Below are 19,583 nucleotides of genomic sequence, written 5' to 3' on the forward strand. Positions count from 1 at the left end.
CCAATGCCAGTCAGTTAAGCTGACTGGCATTTCTTTTTTTATGTGGGTACTTTGATGGCTTAGGCTTTATCGCTCTTGGGTATCGCCTATCTTCTCTTCTAGGTGGCAGTTTAAATAGTCTCAGCGTACCTAACAGATGCTCCCAGTGAATTGGAATATTACCGGGGCTCATAATTGATATTGATGAAAAGTATTGAATAACTGCCATCGAGCAGCTTGAGAAACTGAGTTGGTTAGGCCATATTCCTTCAGCTTTTGCTGCTAGGGTCATCAACCTTCGAATTAAATTGTATGCGAGGAGGATCCCCCATAGCTCCTGTCTAACCATATCAGGGCGCTTACTCCGAAGGTGGTATGTGCTATCTAGCATTGTTTGCTTTATTTCTCGATACCCTAATTCTATTTCCCAGCGATGGCTGTATAAATCAACTATTTCGCTACTTGGAAAACGAAGTCTATCTACCATCGAGGTTAATATTCGGTAATTTTTACCTTTTATGGTTTTACTAACCAGTCTTGCTTTAATAACTTCGGGAACATCGGGGAAATTCTTTTGCGCATGCTTAGTGGTTTTGAGCTCAATTATCAGGTCATTGTTACCAACCTTAGAAACGACTTCGTATTGTAAATCAGGTCTTGCAGGTATTAGCCAATGCCTTTCTTCTCCAGTGCTGTGCCATCGATTTAACAAGCCCAGTGAATAGTACCCTTTATCAAACATGGTCAACGAGTGGTTAGGTGTACGCTCAATCAGTCGTTCAGCAAGCTTCATTTCATTCGTCTTATAGTTATCAAACTCACTGCTTATCAGTTGGTGGCTGGTGAGTTCCATATGACAAACCATGCGAATTTGTGGGAATCCTGTATCACCATATTGGTTGCTAGCCGATGAGAATGCTTCACGATTCTCATCTGAATCGGCCGTACGCCAAACAACACCATCAACCGCTAATAAATTTAACCCAGCCCACGTGTCAAACTCTTCTGTATGGTACATATTATCAGCAGCTTTATTAAAGACTTGCTTAACGGGGTCATCACCTAATCGCTGGCGAGCTTGAACCATGGCACTCGGGGCGACTAACTGATTTTTGCCAGGCAGCATAATGTCTAGTTTATTCGCAATATTCCAGACAGATTCTTTACGAAATAATGCCATGCCAATAACAGACCAAAGCACAGCTTCTAAAGGCAACCTGCGCTTTCTAACTGTGGCTACTCCAGCTTGTTGAAAGCCTTGTTCAATCAGGTCAGAAGATAAAATTTCAGATAATTTTTCAAACGTGTGATAACGAGTGCTTTCTTCGAAAGCAGAATGAAGAGCTTGTTCTATATTCACAAAAAAATCCGTAGTTAGTTGCCTAACTACGGATTGTGCATGATCATTCTGATCGGTCAACTGATCAACTTCTTAACTGATCAGCATTAGGCTTATTAGCCCCTTCTTTATAAATCTGTATAAGCTGTGACCTTGTTACGGCCGTTTTCTTTTGAGTGATATAAAGCTTTATCGGCTGCTTCAACCCACTTTTCGTAGCGATCAAACTTCTCGTCGAAGCACGCAAAACCAATACTGACCGTCAGTTGGATTTGTTTGCCATCAAAGTAAATTGATGAGTTCTCAATCAGTGTTCTTAATCGCTCAGCAAAGATATGCGCACCTTCATGATCAGTATCAAGCAAGGTTACCGCAAACTCTTCACCGCCATAGCGACCTGCTAAATCTGTTTCACGCAGAGTCTTACGCAGTAAGTCTGCAATATGACGCAGCGCCTCATCACCGCCACGATGGCCATGCTCATCGTTAACCTTTTTAAAGTGATCGATATCAAACATTAATAAGCTGCTACATCCGCCACTGCGCACAATTCGCATATATTCTTTGCGTAGCTTTTCTTCCCAATAACCACGGTTAGTGAGCTTAGTAAGTGCATCGGTACGGCTCATATGTTCAAGCTTACTGTTGGCTTCTTCTAGCTCTTTTTTATTCACCGCTTCATCGGTTACATCATAGATAATGATACAGATATGCGATACTTCACCTGTGGTCGTCGTCAGCGGAATAAAGGTGGCATTTTGATACATATGATCCGCTTTACCGGTAATTGGGCGGTAATTTTTGAAACGGAAAATATAAGGCTGCTGCTCCCAAATAGTAAACGAGCGATTATTTAGAATGAATACAGACTCAGATTTGCTGCGAAACCACTTTTCATCGATTGATGGAAATAAGTCAAACAGGTCTTTATCTTTCACCGCGCTTGGCAATAAGCCGGAATGGTTTTCCATAAACCCATTCCAGATGCATACTTTGTAGTCTCTATCGAGCACCACTAGACCTACATCAACGGTATTAAACATATCCATTAACCAATGGAGTTCATTCATATTAAAATCGGCTGCAGGCATAGTTTAGTCTTCTAATAAATAAGCTACTTTATACTTAAGGGTTTTTAATGAGTCCTCGGTGAACAGCAACATCAAATCACAGTTAATATTATGATTTTCGATGCCATAGCTGATCTCAATCGCCAGCGTTCGTTGCCAGCGAGATTTATTGGCTTTTACTAAATCGGTCACATCACAATGCTGTCCTAGCACCACAGGGTGACCTTGGCTAAAACGCATATCGAGCTGTTTAGAAAGCCCTGATAAAATCGCGCCAATTAGAATATTGCTGACATCCATCAGCAGCTCAAGCTCAACTTTATCGTTAAGCTCACCTTCGTAATTCATAAGTGACGCAATTTCTTTAAAACTTGAATCATTTAATAGCAATAAGGCTTCACCAGATACACCACCACCGATAAAACCTTGGCACACACCCGATGTAGTGGCATTCGCATCAATCGAGCGTAAAGCCATATCGAGCTCATTTACCTCTAATACATTTACATTAGGAATAGGAAGCTTTACGAATACATTAAGAAGACGCGCTAATAAGTCCCCTGCTTGCCCCATAGCCACGTTTGTGAGCTCTTGATAGATGTCACGTACATCAGGGTCAACTTGCTCACCTAGCTTATTAGCAAGGCGCTCACGCATGGCTTTATCTTTAATGCCATGGTGCTCGATGATATTAGCAAGCTTTTCTGCAGAGCAAGGTTTTTGAATAAAGTCGATAGCGCCTAACTCAAGCACACGTTGGTGAGCGTTAGGCTGAATATCACCAGACACAACCACGGTGAGAACATGAAGGTCTTGTTCTTGAATAGCTTGAAGTACTTCGTAGCCATCCATTTCAGGCATGTTTAAATCGAGAAACAGTATTTCAGGCTGAATTTTTTTGATTTGCTCAATACAATGAACACCGTCTTCAGCAAACTCAACTTTAATATCCCAATCATCGGGTAAAGAGCGTGCTAATTGTCGACGAGCTAACTTTGAATCATCACAAACTAATACCGATGTTGACATACTCTCTCTCTAAATCCGTACTTTTTAACTAGACGCGAATTAGCCTAGCAACTTTATTCTTATTTTTATATATAAAAAATAGGGTCACGAACACATGTTAATCAAACTACTGGTTATTTACAATTTTAAATTGTACTAATCCTTGGAGCCACCTCATGAGTATAATACACTGATGTTAAATGCGTTAATTTGAAGGAATCTTATTATGTTACGTCCACTTATATTTGCATTAAGTGCAGTGTGCACGTTTAGTTATGCAGGTGATTTATCAGAAAATAGTTTAGATGCTGGTAAGGTTTCTGCCCAGTCTAAGCCAGTCACTTTACTAGGACAAGGTGTTGAAGTTGGTCAAAAAGCGCCTAATTTTAAAGTAGTAGATGGCAGCTTTACGCCAGTCACACTAGACAACTATCAAGGCCAAGCCGTGCTTTTAAGCGTTGTGCCAAGTTTAGACACCGGTGTATGTAGTATTCAAACCAAACACTTTAATGAAAAAGTAGCTTCAGAATACCCAAGTGTGGCGATGCTAACCTTAAGCGCAGACTTACCGTTCGCACAGAAGCGTTTTTGTAAAGCGGAGAATATAGACAAAGTAGTGACTTTATCTGACTCAGTATGGCGTGACTTTGGTAAGAACTATGGTTTGATTATCAAAGATATGGGCTTGTTAACCCGCGCCGTATTTGTGCTCGATAAAGAACATAACATTGTTTACAAGCAGCTTGTCGATAACCTTTCAAAAGAGCCTGATTACGACGGCGCTATTGCGGCATTAAAGAAACTGTAAAGCGCAATTTTTACTTGCAGTGAGACAGACATAAAAAAACCGCCCACCGGCGGTTTTTTTATGTCAACAATTAGGCTATTAACCTAAAAGCTCACCAAGTTGTTGGCTAACAGCTTCAACAGCTTGAGTACCGTCTAATTTGTGGTACTGAGTGTTGCCTGCTTTTGCTTCAGCTTGGTAGTAATCAACTAATGGTTTAGTTTGGTCGTGGTAAATACCTAAACGCTTACGAACTGTTTCTTCAGTGTCGTCATCACGAATGATTAGGTCTTCACCTGTGATGTCATCTTTGCCATCAACTTTAGGTGGATTATAAACAACGTGATAAACACGACCAGAGCCAGGGTGTACGCGACGGCCGCCCATACGCTCAACGATAATTTCATCAGCAACGTCAAATTCGATAACGTGATCAACTACCACGCCATTCTCTTTCATTGCATCTGCTTGAGGAATAGTACGAGGGAAACCATCTAGTAAGAAACCTTTTTCGCAATCTGGCTTAGCAATGCGCTCTTTAACTAGACCGATAATAATTTCGTCAGATACTAATTGACCTGCATCCATTACTTTTTTAGCTTCAAGACCAAGTGGTGTACCTTCTTTGATTGCTGCACGCAGCATATCGCCCGTAGAAATTTGTGGAATACCGTATTTGTCCATCAAAAACTGAGCTTGAGTACCTTTACCTGCACCCGGCGCGCCCAAAAGAATAATGCGCATATCATTGTCCTCTGTGTGATACTAATCTTAAAAAAATGGTCGATCAGTGGAGTTTTGTTTTTAGAGCCTGAATTCTTCCACAACTAAGGCTATACCTCAAGTAACTTATACCAATTGCCTATATTAGCGGCAATAAAAAAGGGAGCCTTGCTCCCTTTTCCAACTCATTGCGCTAAAACGCTTATTTGCTTAAATCTAGCATAAGTTTGTTCAAACGAGTTACAAAGCCTGCAGGGTCTTTTAAAGTACCGCGCTCAGCCAGTAATGCTTGATCTAGAAGTACTTGTGACCACTGAGCAAACTTGTCTTCGTCTTGTTCAACATTTAGGTGTTTAACGAGCTGATGCTCTGGGTTAAGCTCAAAAATTGGCTTTTGCTCAGGCACTGTTTGACCAACTGATTCCATTAACTTTTGCATTTGCGAGCTCATATCGTGCTCATCTGCAACAACACATGCAGGCGAGTCAGTTAGACGGTGCGTAAAGCGTACGTCTTTAACGTTATCACCTAGTGCTGTTTTAATACGCTCGACTAGGCCTGCAACTTCTTTTTCTGACTCTTCTTGCGCTTTTTTCGTTTCTTCGTCATCCATGTTCCCTAAATCTAAGTCACCACGGGTAATTGACTGGAATGATTTTTCGTTGAACTCAGTTAAGTAGCTCATCATCCACTCATCAACACGGTCGCTTAGAAGCAATACTTCGATACCCTTCTTACGGAAGATCTCTAGGTGTGGTGAGTTCTTCGCTGCAGCGAATGAATCAGCAACTACATAGTAGATTTTGTCTTGCTCTGGCTTCATACGCTCAATGTATTGCTCAAGCGATACATTTTGTGTGCTTTCATCTGTATGTGTAGAAGCAAAACGCAGTAGCTTAGCAATCGCTTCTTTGTTTGCCATATCTTCAGCAGGGCCTTCTTTTAACACCTGACCAAATTCATTCCAGAACGTTTGGTAATCTTCTTCGCGGTTTTTCGCCATGCGCTCAAGCATTTTAAGTACGCGTGACGTACAACCTTTGCGGATTGCTTGCGTTACTTTGTTGTCTTGTAAGATTTCACGCGATACGTTAAGTGGTAAATCGTTTGAATCAAGTAAACCTTTCACAAAACGTAAATAGCTTGGCATGAACTGCTCGGCGTCATCCATAATGAAAACGCGTTGCACATACAGTTTCAAACCAGATTGACGCTCACGGTTCCATAAATCGAAAGGTGCTTTTTTCGGGATGTATAACAAGCTAGTGTATTCTGTTTTACCTTCAACCTTGTTATGTGCCCAGCTTAGTGGCTCTTCCCAATCATGGCCGATATGCTTATAAAACTCTTTGTACTCTTCGTCTGTTACTTCAGACTTATCGCGAGTCCATAGTGCTGTTGCGCGGTTAATACCTTCCCACTCGCCTGGCTGCGCTGGAATTTTCTCGCCGTCAGGACCTTCTGATTCAGGTACTTCTGTTTTATACATTTCTACTGGAATAGAAATATGGTCTGAATACTTAGTTACGATGCTACGTAAACGGAACTCATCAGCAAACTCTGTTTCGTCTTCACGAAGGTGAAGAATGATTTCGGTACCACGTGATGGTTTATCAATCTCTTGTAATGTGTACTCACCTTCGCCTGCAGATTGCCATTCAATACCTTGGCTTTCACCTGCTTTACGCGTACGCACTGTTACTTTGTCAGCAACGATAAACGCTGAGTAAAAACCAACACCAAATTGACCAATCAATTGTGAATCTTTGCTTTGGTCACCAGTTAGGTTTTGGAAAAATTCTGCGGTGCCTGATTTTGCAATTGTACCTAGTGAATTGATCACATCTTCACGGCTCATACCAATACCGTTATCAGTAATGGTGACCGTGTTTGCGTCTTTATCGGCACTGATACGTACTTTTAGTTCCGCATCGTTTTCGTATAAATCGCCATTCGAAAGCGCAAGGAAACGTAATTTATCTGCCGCATCTGACGCGTTTGATACAAGCTCACGTAGGAAAATCTCTTTATTAGAGTAAAGAGAGTGAATCATTAGATGCAATAACTTGCCCGTATCTGAGCCAAATTCATGTTTTGTAATATCTTTTTGTTCTGCCATGGTAATACCTTTAACACTTTTGGTACACAGTTTGGTACGCATTTCAATTGTTAAGCTTTCGCTTCTGAAACGAATATTGTGTCACTAGGTAAACAATTCAAGTGCTAACAGCAATAAAAAACACGTGGAATTAAGTCAAGCAGTCTACTAACGTTGTATCAATTTAACTTAAGCGGTTTAAATATGCACATCGTCTTAATGCTAATTTTAGTGATACTTGGCTTGGCTCTTACAGATAAGGTGGGGTTAATCATTGGAGGCCCAATTTGCCTGCTTGGGTTAGCCTGCTTAAATATAGGCTCAGATAAATGGAGGAATGAACAAGAGAGTCTATTTTGGTCACTAGGACTACTGTGTTGTATTGTATTATTTATCACAGACATCATTTGAACGAATAAACCCTATTAGTTAACTAATATGGCTTAAATTATGCTAGTAAATTGTAAATGTAAATATTTTGGCGTAGTGTATAAAAGTTGATCTTATCTTCAAATAAGGACGTTTATGGAACCATTGATAGAAACTTCGGTCAAAAGCATTAGAGATAAGTACGATGCAGATATTTTCTTATTTTCTGGGAATTTAACCGCCCATGCAGATGATATGTTTATAAACATAGTTGAGATGCAGGAAAATAAAAAAAATAATGTAATATTATTTTTGCAAACTCTTGGTGGTGTGCCTGATATTGGGTATCGAATTGCAAGATATTTAAAGAATGAATATAAAAATGTGTACTATGCAATTGGAGGTTTATGCAAAAGCACTGGTACGCTAATGTCTATATCTGCAAACACTTTAATAATGGGTAAGCGTGGTGAATTCGGACCACTTGATATACAGATAGCAAAAAAAGATGAAGTTGGTGAGTTAGCATCAGGGCTGAATATTTTTCAGGCTCTAGAGTTTTTAGATGAACAGGCTAGGTCCATTGTAGCCAACACTTTTGTCGAGTTAAGAAATGGAGCAGGCTTAAGTACTAAACAAGCTTTTGATGTTGCACAAAGAATGGCGACAAACTCTCTAAGCCCGATTTATGCACAAATTGAACCTGTACGACTTGGTGAATTTAAAAGAGCAATGCAGATTGCTGAACAATATGGTTCCAATTTAAATTCGGGAAACCTGAAAGATAAAGCACTTAACAGATTAATTTCTACTTATCCCTCACACGGATATGTAATTGATAGAAATGAAAGCAAAGAATTATTCGATAAAGTAGAAGATGCTAGCATTGAATTTGAACATTTAATGCGTACAATACGCACACTCAACATTACCGAGCTATATTGCAGAAACTTGGTGCTAGACTTTATTGTGCCAGATGCAAATGAGGAGGATGAAAACGATGGAAAATCTGATGAATCTTAAACCTGATTTTAAAAACACTTCACAAGACGGTATGAAGAAGCTAATGAAGGATTTGTTTGAACGAAACAAACCGACTCCTGAAGAGTCTGTTAAGCGCTACCAAAGAGCAAATGAGCGTGCAAGCAAAAAGTTAGCTTAAACAAAGATTTTATGTAAATAAACCCGCACCTTGCGGGTTTATTTATTCCTGCAATCATAGACTTGGGTCATTACAAATTTAGACTCTCTTTCAGAAAGATATAGTTTGTACTTAATTTTAACCCTCAACCACTTTTCTAAATATTCACAGTGAAAAGCCTTATTTTCCGGCATCCATTCTAATGGTGATTTAGAGCCTTTAGCTTGATTTGAATTATCTTCAACTGTTAGTAAGTTTTCAAAATCATTCGCAAAAGCCCGCTTTTGTTCTCGAGTCCAATTTGCAGCACCTGTTTCATGTGCATGAGCTAGAGGAACTACGTGGTCAATGTCTAAATCAGATGCTTTAGTAAAAACCTGTGAAGTGTATGGATCTAACCATTCTCCCCATGAAACATTACAGCCTTTATTTCTTTTGAATTTTACAGGAGTTCGAGAGTCGCGGATCAGTATCTCAGCGCGAGTATCTTGGCAGTCAGAATCAGCATCGACCCAATGAGGCCAATCTTTTCTATTGTAGTTTGTTAAAAGCGGCGGAGAAGTTGGTGAGATTACTGAAGTAGATTTACTTGTGTAAGACTTTGTCTTTGTGCCATGACAATGATAGCCACCATTTTTGCGATCATTATGACAGCCTTCTGAATTTGTTCGTCCACTATGAGCAGCAGATGATAGTGAAATAATAGATAACGATAAAAAAATAAACAGTTTCATATGAATTCCCTTTAAAACAGTTAAAACTAGTTGACGATGAGGTATCGTTTTATGTAACTTCATGTTGTCCGCAATTATAAACCGAAAGTACTTGCTTCTTCATTGTTTTATTCTTTTAGGACACTCCATCTGTGGAGGCCCTCTACCCAAGGGTCAGAAGCTTTGGACAATTGAAGTAGGTCCAATAATATTATTGGACCTACTTTTGATTGAGATTAAATTAGGCTTTTATAAGTTTATAATTTATCAAGTAAGTAAAACAGATTACTTACTTATAAACACTTGATCTTTGCCTCTCTTTTTTGCTTGATAGACAGCTTCATCCGCATGTCTAATTGAGGCAATAACAGTTTCATTATAATTCAACTGACTAATACCTGCAGAAAATGTAAATTTTACTTTAGCATTTAAGTAAACTATAGAGCATTCATGAACCGATTTTGAAATTCTCTCCAATACTTCTTTTGCTTTATCTGAAGTTAATCCTTGAAAAGCGATGACAAACTCTTCTCCACCTAAACGACAAAAAAGATCACTTTTTCTCAATGATGATTTTACAATTTCTGCAAATTTACGAAGAACTAAGTCACCTGCCTCATGGCCAAATTTATCGTTTATTGATTTAAAATTATCAAGATCTATCATTGCAAAGGATAAAGGTCGTTTCTCTCTTACATGTTGATTAAAAATTGCATCTATAGATTCGAAAAAGAATCTGCGATTATGAACACACGTTAATTCATCTTTAAAGGCTAAAGTCTCAAGCTTTTTCTCAAGCTTAGCTTGTTCTCGCGCCATAAATCGATATGTACAACTATCCGCCAAAACTTCTGTGAAATGAACCTCTTCTACCGACCACTCTCTAGATTCCCCTACTTGTTCACAACAAACAACTCCAATTGGAAACCCTTCTTTAAAAATTATTGTATCCAACATTGACTTAATGTTCTGCGGCTTGAGGTAATCATCGAAAAAGCTCTTGGTTCGCTCATCTGTTTCTGCATCATTGACAACTATTGAGTTACCAAAATCTATTGCAGAAAAGTATTCTGGATGATTTTTTTTCTCGATGATTGGAGGTTGTGGTGGAACTTCCGTAAAGTACCACTCAGAATTCAAAACACACTCCAAATATTTACCATCTTCAATCATCCAAATTGAAATTCGACTTACATCTAAAGCATTAAGTCCCAAAAGGATAATCTCTTTCATGAATAGATGTGTATCGGTGAGTAAATCCTCTCGCTTAGATGCAATCCTTCTTATTAAATTTGAATTCACTACTAAACAACTTTTATCACTATCCATTTGATTCATATTTCTTAATTACTTCATTCTTTTAAATTAGCATAAATAAATAGGGTTATATAAACTTTTAGAATGAAATTTGACAACAATTAGTTTAGCTCCTATCTTAAATATGAATTTCATAAATTCTTCATTTAGTAGATTCCCAAATATTATCAATACCCAAGCACACAAACTCACCTTCATCCCTTCGTTTGTGTGCTTTTATATTTCTCCTAATCTAAATGCTAAGTAAGCTTTGTGGTAAATAGCATTAATTTGCTTCTGGATTTTATCTACCTTCTCTCGTTTCTGAGAACTAGTTAACTGTTTGCTATCATTAATTGCATTCTTGACTTTGGTTAACTTTGATATAGAACGCTGAACCTTTGCTAGCCCTGCTCTAGACCGTAGTTTGCTACCTTCATCTTCAAGCAGTTCCTTAATACGAGTAGTATCACCAAGCTCCATAGCGCGCTTATAACTTCCATAGGCTTGATTTGCAGCATCAAGCGCATCATAGAACTCATTTGCAAACTTAGTGTTCGATTTAGGTGTATCACCTTGGTAAAAAGATTTAATCACTGGGTATCTATTAAGTGGTGTTTCAGCATTGACCTTACCACTGGCTTGTCTTGCAATCATATCGCTGACTCCAAGAACATAGCTCCCCATCGTACCGGTATAACCTAAAATCACATGCTCAATTTTCTTAGGTGACCAACCAAGCGTCTTGCCCAATGCTATTGCTGTATCGCTAGTGAAAGCACTGTAACGGTCTTCTGCTTGTTTGTTTTGGTCTGCCATGCCTTCAATAGGTGCATCTCTAAAGAATGAACGGTTTAATGACGTTTCAACAAGCGGCAGTATAAATTGGGGTGTAGGGTTTAATGCCATCGTTGTTAAGGCTGCATGCATTAATGATTTTTGCAGATCCTTGCTGCTCTGGTTGCCCGCGGCATAATTAAACAATCTCTCAGGTATGGTGCCAAAAATCACGCCTAACTCAAATGGCTTTGGAATTCGCCAATGATCATCACCAGAAAAGAAATGCCAGTTAGCATCTTTATCCCAATCAGGTAACGCCTGGTAACGTTCATCATCATCATTATACATAGCCAATGCAAGACTAAACGCTGCGACTTTAATACCTTTCATTGCCAGTTCACGACTTAGCACTTTAATTAACTGATCATCACCTTGTGCTTTGGCCGCTCTGACGAGTTTGCTCATGCCTTGCAATCGAGCATTGAAGAATGGCAATACATCAACCATGAAATTAATTGTCGTAAAATTACCTTTTAGACTGTAATCCATTAAGTCTTTCGCTTCAAAAGCTGCTTGTCGCTTACTTTTATTGTTTGCTAATGCCGCTTCATAAGTGCTTAACCGGTTAGCATTCTCAACTTTGTCGCTTATATTCCGGTATGTCTCTAGTAACTGCTTACCGTTGGTTACTAAACTGCCTAGATAAGTATTTATCTCGTTCTCAGATAAACCTTTCTTTGCTAATGCTCTACGAGTTTGCTGTGCGGCAGCTTCTGGATCTGCTCCATGAATATAACCACCTTGGAAGGCTGCTCCACTGAATATAAGGTCTCGGTACGCTTCATCTTCCTTAAATGCTTTTTTCAAACCTTTAACGCTGTCTGTAGCGAATTTGAACCCGTCTTTATTGATCATCCAAGCATGCGCCGCATCACGAATAAAGTTCTTTGCAATAAAGTCAGGTGATAATGTGATACCTGCAGTTAAAAACCTTTTTGCGCTACGGCCGATTTTATTAACAATATTCTGGCTACCCGAGCTGTTCACTTGAATAAGTGAGCGCATGAGAGCTGGATCACTAACTAAGTAAGCTTGTGGCTCACCATTTATCATAACCCGTACTTTGCTGTTTCGATTCAATTCTTCTTGCGTCATGCTTTTAGCGTCATCGCTTTTTTCATGGATCATAAAGTCAGTACCATCAAGATTTGATACGACTTCCTGCATCGCCTTGTTCTTAAGTGATGCTTCTATTAAAGTGCTTTGGCGAGTGATAATGTTCTCTAATAGGTCCTTGGTAGATTGCTTGCCGCCCTTAAGTTCTTTAATTTGCGCTGACTGGCCTGAAATGCCTTTGCGAGTGTGAGGCTCGACGATAGAGCGTTTGATTGCATCCATTTCTGGATCAGTTTCACCCATATCTCGGAAAAATGGGACGTAATATTCTTCATCGAATGACTTACGCTGTTGCGTATTAATAAGCCCAGCACCTTGGGCTACATCGAGAATAGCTGAATTGATTTTATTGTACTCAGCTCTAACCTCTTCAAAGAGTTTTTCTTTTCCTTTCGCTAGTGACTTGAGCTCTTCAATATCTGCCTTTGATAAATTATTTTCTCTTCCTTGTGCCTTTAATCGTTCAGCTCTGTGAGCCCCCATCCACGCTAACCAATCATTTAGATCGTTTTCAACCATACTAAAAACTTCGAGTAAGCCTTTCGTGTTTTCTTTGCGTTGAATGATCCCGTCTTTCCATTGCGGCGCACCATAATTGAATACACCGTGTAATACGTCAGAAACCCCTGCAGCCAAACGTGCACTTACATATCCTTGTTTATTTGGATCAGTTACACCAATCGCTTCCTCGGCTTGCTTAATACCTGCAAGCCCATCAAAGATACCTTCATTCAAACGGTTCCAAAATGGAGCACTCTTTAAAGTCCCCATAACTTCAGCCGTTCGCTCTTTCGCTTTATCTGACAAGGTTTTCTGAGCATTTTCAGTTAAACCCAGTTTTTCTTTGGCAGTGCGGTTATCTGAAGTAGTCGTTTGACTAAATTTGTTCCCCTTCTGGCTGTATGCTAACTCCCCTATTGAGTCGGTGTATGGAGCACTTTTCGATTTAAAGCCTTTAACAATACTGTGCAGCATTTCGCGCATATGAGTAATTTCATCATCTTCACGATACATAATACCTGCTTTATCAAGCTGTGCTTTTAGCCAACGCTTTAATGCTTGCCACCAATACTTGAGCTCACCTTTACTAGGCTCATTCTCAACAAATCGTGCAAAGATCTCTTCTGCTTTTACGTCATCACTGGAATCCCAATAATCTTTATTGGCATCTTTCCAATATTGTTCAAATGCTTTTCGACCTTTCGTTTTTTTTATGCGATTCAAGAACTCTTGATGTGCTTCCTTACCTATAACAGTGTCTAAACCACCATGGGCAATAGTTTCATGTGCTAAAGTTCGTTTTAAATCTGATTCACTTTCAATATTTTCTGCTACTACATAGACCGTTTTAGTTTTATCGTTATAAGCCCCCTTAACAATTGAATCACTCAAACTCATACGCCATAGCTTCTCAGCATCGTTTGTTGATTCAAGTACATGAACATTAATTCCATTGGCACCATTCAAAGATTTAATGAAACTATTTGCTGTTTTTTCAGCATCACCTTTTGCAATACCTTTAGGCTTTTCTTTGGCATTAGATTTAGAGAAGAACTTGATCCCCTCAGGTGTTTCTTTATGTTCTATTGTGTCAAACAATGCTTGATAGGCTTCATTGATTGGGGTTTGCTCTGAGCTCAATGGGTAAGGGAATGTATTGCCATCTTCAAAACCAAGTGACTCTGCCGCGCTCCAAGCTTCATCACTAACTACATTTGCTAAATAATCGTTTGTAATTTTGCCTTTCTTTAACTTATCAATTATGAATGTCTCAAATGAACGCGCTGTCATTTCAACATTTGTAGACCAATACTTTTTAGATTTACGTTGATCTAATTTCAATGACCGGCTGGGTAAATCGCTTGCATTAATAACATTTCGTACCCTCTTAAACGCTTCAGCCATTTCTGGACGAACCTCATCACCTTTTAAGTGGTATGGTGATTCTGTAATAAAACCTGAGCCTCTATTTTTTTGTTTACCAAAGTGATTATCCAGTGCATGCCACCATTCATGAGCAAGGGAACCTGAACCCGACTTCTTAGTTAGGTTAATGACCATATTGCCTGATTCGTAATGTGCTGCCGCAGGTTCTTTGCCACCCGTACCTCTGGCACCAAATGCAAGGCCAAGCTGCCCATTTAGACTAAGCGCTTTCGGAGGCACATCTATCGCTTCTGCTAAATCCATCAATGCATCATATGCTTGGTTGAGATCCTTTTGTCTTTTACCCTGTTCAACCCAATTCCCAAATTCAACACCTCGAAACCCAAATGCTTCAGTAAACGTACCAGGTGTAACATTATCAGAGTGTCTTTCTGGCCCTGTTCGTTCCGCATTTACAGGCTTACGCATATTCGGTGTGGACTTTAATTTCTGTAGCTTCTCTTCAACTGCATCTCTATTAGAACTTAAATGCTCTCGAGCTTCGGCCGGTGTTTTGAAGTCTTGAATCTTTAATACACCACTCGCGCCCTTCCAGCCCAAATAAACTTGGCCCGTGTATCGGTCACGAAACACATTTATTTTGGAATGTCTTGCTTGTCTATTTGTTGATTGACTCTCAATTTTAATTATTTCAGCTAACTGCTTTTGCGCATCTTCTAATGTTTCAACTGCATTGTTTAAGCTTATGCGGCGACCTTGCTTTTCAATTGTGTAAAAAGTTTTAGCTGGCTTGTGCTCTTTACCATTGAACAAGCTATATTTTGCAGAACGTATGCGGTATTTCGACGCCTCTTTCAAAATTGCAGGGTTAGCATTTGCAATTGTGCCTAAAGCCTCTTTAGCACCATTCAAGGTCCCTTTGCGCATGAAATGGCTAAGTAAATTAATTTCACTTTCGGGATCTGCCCCTTCTTTCAAAACTCGATTAATCGATTGCTTAACTTTATCTACATAATCAGCCCAGTCGCTGACCTTATGACTCAATTTTGGTTTTGAAGGTATGCTTCCTCTAGCCATTGCAATAAAAGTTAATGCTTTAGGATCTGCGCCTTCATCTGACATTTTTTGATAATCAGGTTGAGGCAAAGCTTTGCTTAGTGGTTTCGATTTAATCGAATCTGATTTTTCATCAAGACTTTCTGCAAACCCTCCCCATAAATCTTTACGAGCGCCACCTAACTTTTCACCGAAATCCTCAATAACTTCTGAATCACTTGTTTGCTTTCTTTCCTGTTCGCCAGGCAAAGAAAAGCCGCTCTGTGGCGGCTTTGAATTTTGCTCCGGTGTCTTGTCAGAAATAGGCGGCTCTTTACCTTTTATACCGAACTCTTTTCTTAACTCATTATAAGCCTGCCGATTAATACTTTCAGGTGTGTCAGCATTAAACTGCTGAAAAGTTTCAAAAGGCTGCTCTGCAAACGCTTTATCAACAGCAGACTCATACCCTTCATCTAGTTTTTTCATAGCAGCGTCATAGCCAGGTGAATCTTTTTTGAGACCTTGTTTTTTAGCTTCAGCTTGAAGCCATTTCCGTTTAGATGTTTTCAGGATTGGTGGTAATTCGTTTGTTTGTTCGAGAGTTACCGGGTCTTGTTCAATTGATTGACCATTGGTGTCTTGAGTTTCAGTACTCGGCATTTCTTTTGCCAGTGGCACTAATCGCTCTATTGGTGCATCTAAACGAATTATTTTAACAGGCTTGTCCTTTTCACTAGCAGCTAGCCATTGATGGTGACCATCTAATATATGGTTATCATTCGACACTAAAATCGAACGCTCGCCGCCTTCGTATTCTTTAGCTTGTGTAACTTTGTTAGGTGAGAACTCCGCTTGTGTTGGTTTCAAAGACTGTGCTGAAACTGTATCTTGCTTATGCTCAATGCCTCTGGCTTTCATAAAGTTAACCATGGCACCGCGATTTTCCGCTTTGATTTGTGGCATTTCAGCACGCGGTATTTTTTTAGTTTGGCTTTGTGGTGAAAAAGCCTGCCATTCAGAATCTATCATTTCGCCTTTAATGTCGGCCTGTTGTCCTGTGGCTTCTTCTAATGCGGGCTCAGTGCCCTTGCCTTGATTTTTAGCGGGACTTTTAATCATCCAACCGAAACCATTATCAAAGGAAACCGCTTTAGTTTTATCACCAGCTCTGCGTGCTGCCCGTGCCTCTTTGCTTAACAATGCATCGCGTTTGCTCTTAAATGGTTGTCCGTCCTTTTGAACATTTATACCACTTTGATCACCTGAAAAAATTATATCTTTATGTGGCAATAAGTTCTCAGCATCACGGCCTGCTTTCTCTACTCGTTGTTGAGCCTCTTGCTTAGGCCTTCCATCTTCAGCAAAGATAATATCTTTTTGTTCAATGCCTTCGGGTTGCGCGGCAAGATCAGCAAAACGCTTTTCACGCGCTTGGCGATCCGCTGTTTCTTGTGATGTTGGGAGCATAGCCTGTTCTGGTTCTGCAGTTCCTTCGATTGGTGCTTTTTCAATCCCTTGCCTTTTCTGAAGCTCAGCTTCTAGGTAATCGCCTTCATGCGTGTACTTAATGGGACTAAAGCGGTCCTCAGGTGTTGGTGATTTATCAAAAGCCGCTGCTTGTACTCGCTCATTAACTGTCGGCGAAGTATTGCCATCATTAAGTGCTTTTATTGATTCTTGGACTGGGCTCGTAAGCATATCACCATATTGCCCGGCATCTTTGTTAGATTCACCAAAGCCAGCCTGTCTGGCTGCAGTGGGTGCGTCATAGTTCACATCGCTTACTGCTTCATTTTCAACTGGATTAGTTGTCATATCTTCATTAGACATAACCTGCTCAGGTAATGGCTCTGGTTGTGACGCTGCATTAAATAAGTCGTTATCTATATCAAACTTTTCTTTCATTGTTCGAGCAACAATTGCTGAGGCTTCAGCATCAGTAAAACCTTGCTTTTTAGCCGCTTCAAACTGTTTGACTCGTACCATATCAATCGCTTCGTCTTGAGGTACACCTGACTCTACTAAACTATCAGCACTATTCTTCACTACCTCAGCTGTTCGTTGCTGATAGCCCAGTGCTTTTTGAGTTGCCTCAGAGCCAGTTCTAACTATACCCCCTACAACCAAACCGCCTACAAAAGCCTCGTCCAATTTTTCAAACTCATCCAGACTTTTGCCAGCCCCCCACTGCGCTAATGCTTCTTGGCCCGTCTCTGTAACACCTTCACCAACTGAGCCTTTTAGTAGCCGTTTAGCAATGCTAGGATCACGTACAGCTTCAGTTAATTCACCTTTACCATAACGCTTTGCTGTCTCAAGAACGCCATCTCTTAAAATGTCTTTACCTAGTTGACCCATGCTAACTTTAATACCAAGTCGTTCAAGCAGCATTTGCCCAGCACCTGACACAACTGCACGTGTTGCATCTTTTTCACCTTCAGGCTGTTTTTCGTAAGCTTCTTGCGCAAGGCCACCGGCCATACCAAAAGCGCCTACACCCGTTGCCGCTCCCACCATGTATGGAATAGAGCCAGCGGTTAACTCACCTGCATAGCTCGCAAAGTCACTTAGACTATCAATTTCTTTATATGATTTAACTGAAGGCTCATAGCTATTTTGTTCTTCAATATTTCTGTCAATGCCTTCTTGGGCCCATTTCGATAATGAACCTCCTTGACCTATAGCTCTACCTAATGAATTTGTTTGATCTTCTTTAGGTTTGCCAACATCTGTGAAACCTTTTACAGCTCGGTAACCTAATTCTTGTAGCTTATCAACACCTGCACCAAATGATGCAGCTATTCCACTTTCTGTCTTTTCTTCAGCAAATGGATCTATAAATTCAATTTCTTTCTTAGTGAATGGGTCTATTATTTTATTGTTCATTTGATAAATACCCTTGCTGAATTGCAATTTGAATGGCTTGTTGTTCTGACAAATTTTTATTGGCTTCCATAAATTTAGCAATCACTCCTCTTGCATCCACACCATCAATATGACTCGTGTAATTAACTGTTCCCACTTGCTTTTTATTTGATTTTTCTGAAGAGCTACTTTTCCCGTAGATGTTGTCTAATTGTTCCATCTGCTTTTGAAACTGAGTCTCTACACCTGCGATCGCCTGTTCTTTGGCTTCTCCCTCTAATGGAACAGTTGTTCCTTTTCCTGATTCAACATCTGCTAATGCTTTTGTCTTGGACTCAAGCAGTTGCAACTTAGCTTTTCTATATTCAGCTTCTTTGGCGTCATTAGCTTTAGATTGAGGGGTGGTTCGAATACCCATATTCGCATTTAATTGCATACCAAGACGATCGTAATACTCTGGCCGTTCCATCATATCTGCCATCATTGCGCGCGCTTTTACAGTGCCAAAAAGTTCTTTGGGCGTATAGGTCATTACTGGATCATCAGGTTCAGATGTTCTGCCCTTGGTCATTGGTTTTATTTCTTTCATGCCATTTTCATAAGTGACCTCTATTTCAAAGCCAAATCTTGCAGGCTCGCCTTTATCACTAAGCGGCACGTATCTAACAATTTTATTGTTTGCTACCTTCGACTTAACACTCTCGTTGTACTGTCCAATGGTTGAATTTAGCTTGTCGGAAAAAGCAGCGTTTGTTAGCTCTATTGATTTAGGCGAGTTTAGTTCAGATACTTTGCCTGTTTTTGCAACTTCACCGAGAAAAGAGTCAAACATTTTTATGTTTTCTCTAGCTTCTGGCTTTGCGTAAGTACGCGGATCCATCGCCTTATTTCTTTGCATTACAGGCTCTAAATCTTCCGGTATTTTTCCTGTATCTCTGAATGCTTGCCAAGCCATAGAAATTACTGGCTGATCTTTTTTCCAATTATCTTGTTGCGTTTGGTAATTTTGCTGCCATGTAGTTTCAGCAGCACGTTGTTCAAGAGATTTATTGCGATAGTCATTCATTGACCTAAGCGTTGCATTTTGATGTTCATTGTTTTGCTTGGCCTGCTGATTTCTAAATGCCACATCTTCTGCACGCTCCGTTTTTCTTTGTTTGTCTAAATCAGCAAGTCGCATCTGTCCTTGCTGGTAACGTTCTTCATTTCGCTTATCTAAATCACTTAAACGCTGCTCATTGAATTGACGCGACTGATGACGCTCCATCATGTTGAAGCCCTTTAACGCACCATCTACGAATGCACCTGCCATAA

The 19,583-nt window shown here is 39.9% G+C and carries 12 protein-coding genes; 3 read left to right on the forward strand and 9 right to left on the reverse strand.

Going from position 1 to position 19,583, the window contains the following annotated elements; all coding sequences use genetic code 11:
- Positions 1-10: 10 nt before the first annotated feature.
- From PASHI_RS00005 to PASHI_RS00015, 3 genes are all read right to left on the reverse strand, one after another.
- Positions 11-1,339, reverse strand: coding sequence for an IS4 family transposase (locus PASHI_RS00005; protein WP_062564240.1), 1,329 nt, complete (start codon positions 1,337-1,339; stop codon positions 11-13).
- A gap of 107 nt (positions 1,340-1,446) precedes the next feature.
- Positions 1,447-2,409 carry a sensor domain-containing diguanylate cyclase gene (locus PASHI_RS00010; RefSeq protein WP_062564137.1) on the reverse strand — a complete coding sequence of 321 codons (963 nt, stop codon included), beginning with the start codon at positions 2,407-2,409 and terminating at the stop codon, positions 1,447-1,449.
- 3 nt (positions 2,410-2,412) lie between these two features.
- Positions 2,413-3,417 carry a response regulator gene (locus PASHI_RS00015; RefSeq protein ID WP_054561731.1) on the reverse strand — a complete coding sequence of 335 codons (1,005 nt, stop codon included), beginning with the start codon at positions 3,415-3,417 and terminating at the stop codon, positions 2,413-2,415.
- 205 nt (positions 3,418-3,622) lie between these two features.
- Between PASHI_RS00015 and tpx the strand changes: the two genes are divergently transcribed.
- Positions 3,623-4,204 carry a thiol peroxidase gene (gene tpx / locus PASHI_RS00020; protein WP_062564138.1) on the forward strand — a complete coding sequence of 194 codons (582 nt, stop codon included), beginning with the start codon at positions 3,623-3,625 and terminating at the stop codon, positions 4,202-4,204.
- Positions 4,205-4,282: 78 nt separating this feature from the next.
- Here the strand turns inward: tpx and adk are convergent, their stop codons facing one another.
- Both adk and htpG read right to left on the reverse strand, forming a co-directional pair.
- The gene (gene adk, locus PASHI_RS00025) at positions 4,283-4,927 is read right to left on the reverse strand and encodes an adenylate kinase (protein WP_036967590.1); all 645 of its coding nucleotides are present in this window, start codon (positions 4,925-4,927) and stop codon (positions 4,283-4,285) included.
- Between the two features lie 181 nt (positions 4,928-5,108).
- Positions 5,109-7,025 (reverse strand): molecular chaperone HtpG, encoded by a 1,917-nt coding sequence (gene htpG / locus PASHI_RS00030; protein ID WP_425272490.1) that lies wholly within the window; start codon positions 7,023-7,025, stop codon positions 5,109-5,111.
- 504 nt (positions 7,026-7,529) lie between these two features.
- Between htpG and PASHI_RS00040 the strand changes: the two genes are divergently transcribed.
- Entirely contained in the window at positions 7,530-8,396 is an 867-nt protein-coding gene (locus tag PASHI_RS00040) for a hypothetical protein (RefSeq protein ID WP_062564140.1), read from the forward strand.
- The gene (locus tag PASHI_RS21930) at positions 8,386-8,535 is read left to right on the forward strand and encodes a hypothetical protein (RefSeq protein WP_156426433.1); all 150 of its coding nucleotides are present in this window, start codon (positions 8,386-8,388) and stop codon (positions 8,533-8,535) included. Before PASHI_RS00040 ends, PASHI_RS21930 begins: the two co-directional genes overlap by 11 nt.
- Positions 8,536-8,573: 38 nt before the next feature.
- On the opposite strand, the gene PASHI_RS00045 is transcribed toward PASHI_RS21930, so the two are convergent.
- From PASHI_RS00045 to PASHI_RS00060, 4 genes are all read right to left on the reverse strand, one after another.
- Positions 8,574-9,311, reverse strand: a complete 738-nt coding sequence (locus tag PASHI_RS00045; RefSeq protein ID WP_082710842.1) for an HNH endonuclease — start codon at positions 9,309-9,311, stop codon at positions 8,574-8,576.
- Between the two features lie 201 nt (positions 9,312-9,512).
- Complete coding sequence (locus tag PASHI_RS00050; RefSeq protein WP_167542010.1) at positions 9,513-10,556, reverse strand: sensor domain-containing diguanylate cyclase; 1,044 nt, start codon at positions 10,554-10,556, stop codon at positions 9,513-9,515.
- Positions 10,557-10,760: 204 nt separating this feature from the next.
- Entirely contained in the window at positions 10,761-18,290 is a 7,530-nt protein-coding gene (locus tag PASHI_RS00055) for an LPD38 domain-containing protein (RefSeq protein ID WP_062564143.1), read from the reverse strand.
- Entirely contained in the window at positions 18,280-19,581 is a 1,302-nt protein-coding gene (locus PASHI_RS00060; protein ID WP_062564144.1) for a hypothetical protein, read from the reverse strand. Before PASHI_RS00060 ends, PASHI_RS00055 begins: the two co-directional genes overlap by 11 nt.
- Positions 19,582-19,583 lie beyond the last annotated feature (2 nt).

The sequence above is a fragment of the Pseudoalteromonas shioyasakiensis genome, assembly GCF_001550135.1.
In the GTDB taxonomy this organism is placed as follows: domain Bacteria; phylum Pseudomonadota; class Gammaproteobacteria; order Enterobacterales; family Alteromonadaceae; genus Pseudoalteromonas; species Pseudoalteromonas shioyasakiensis.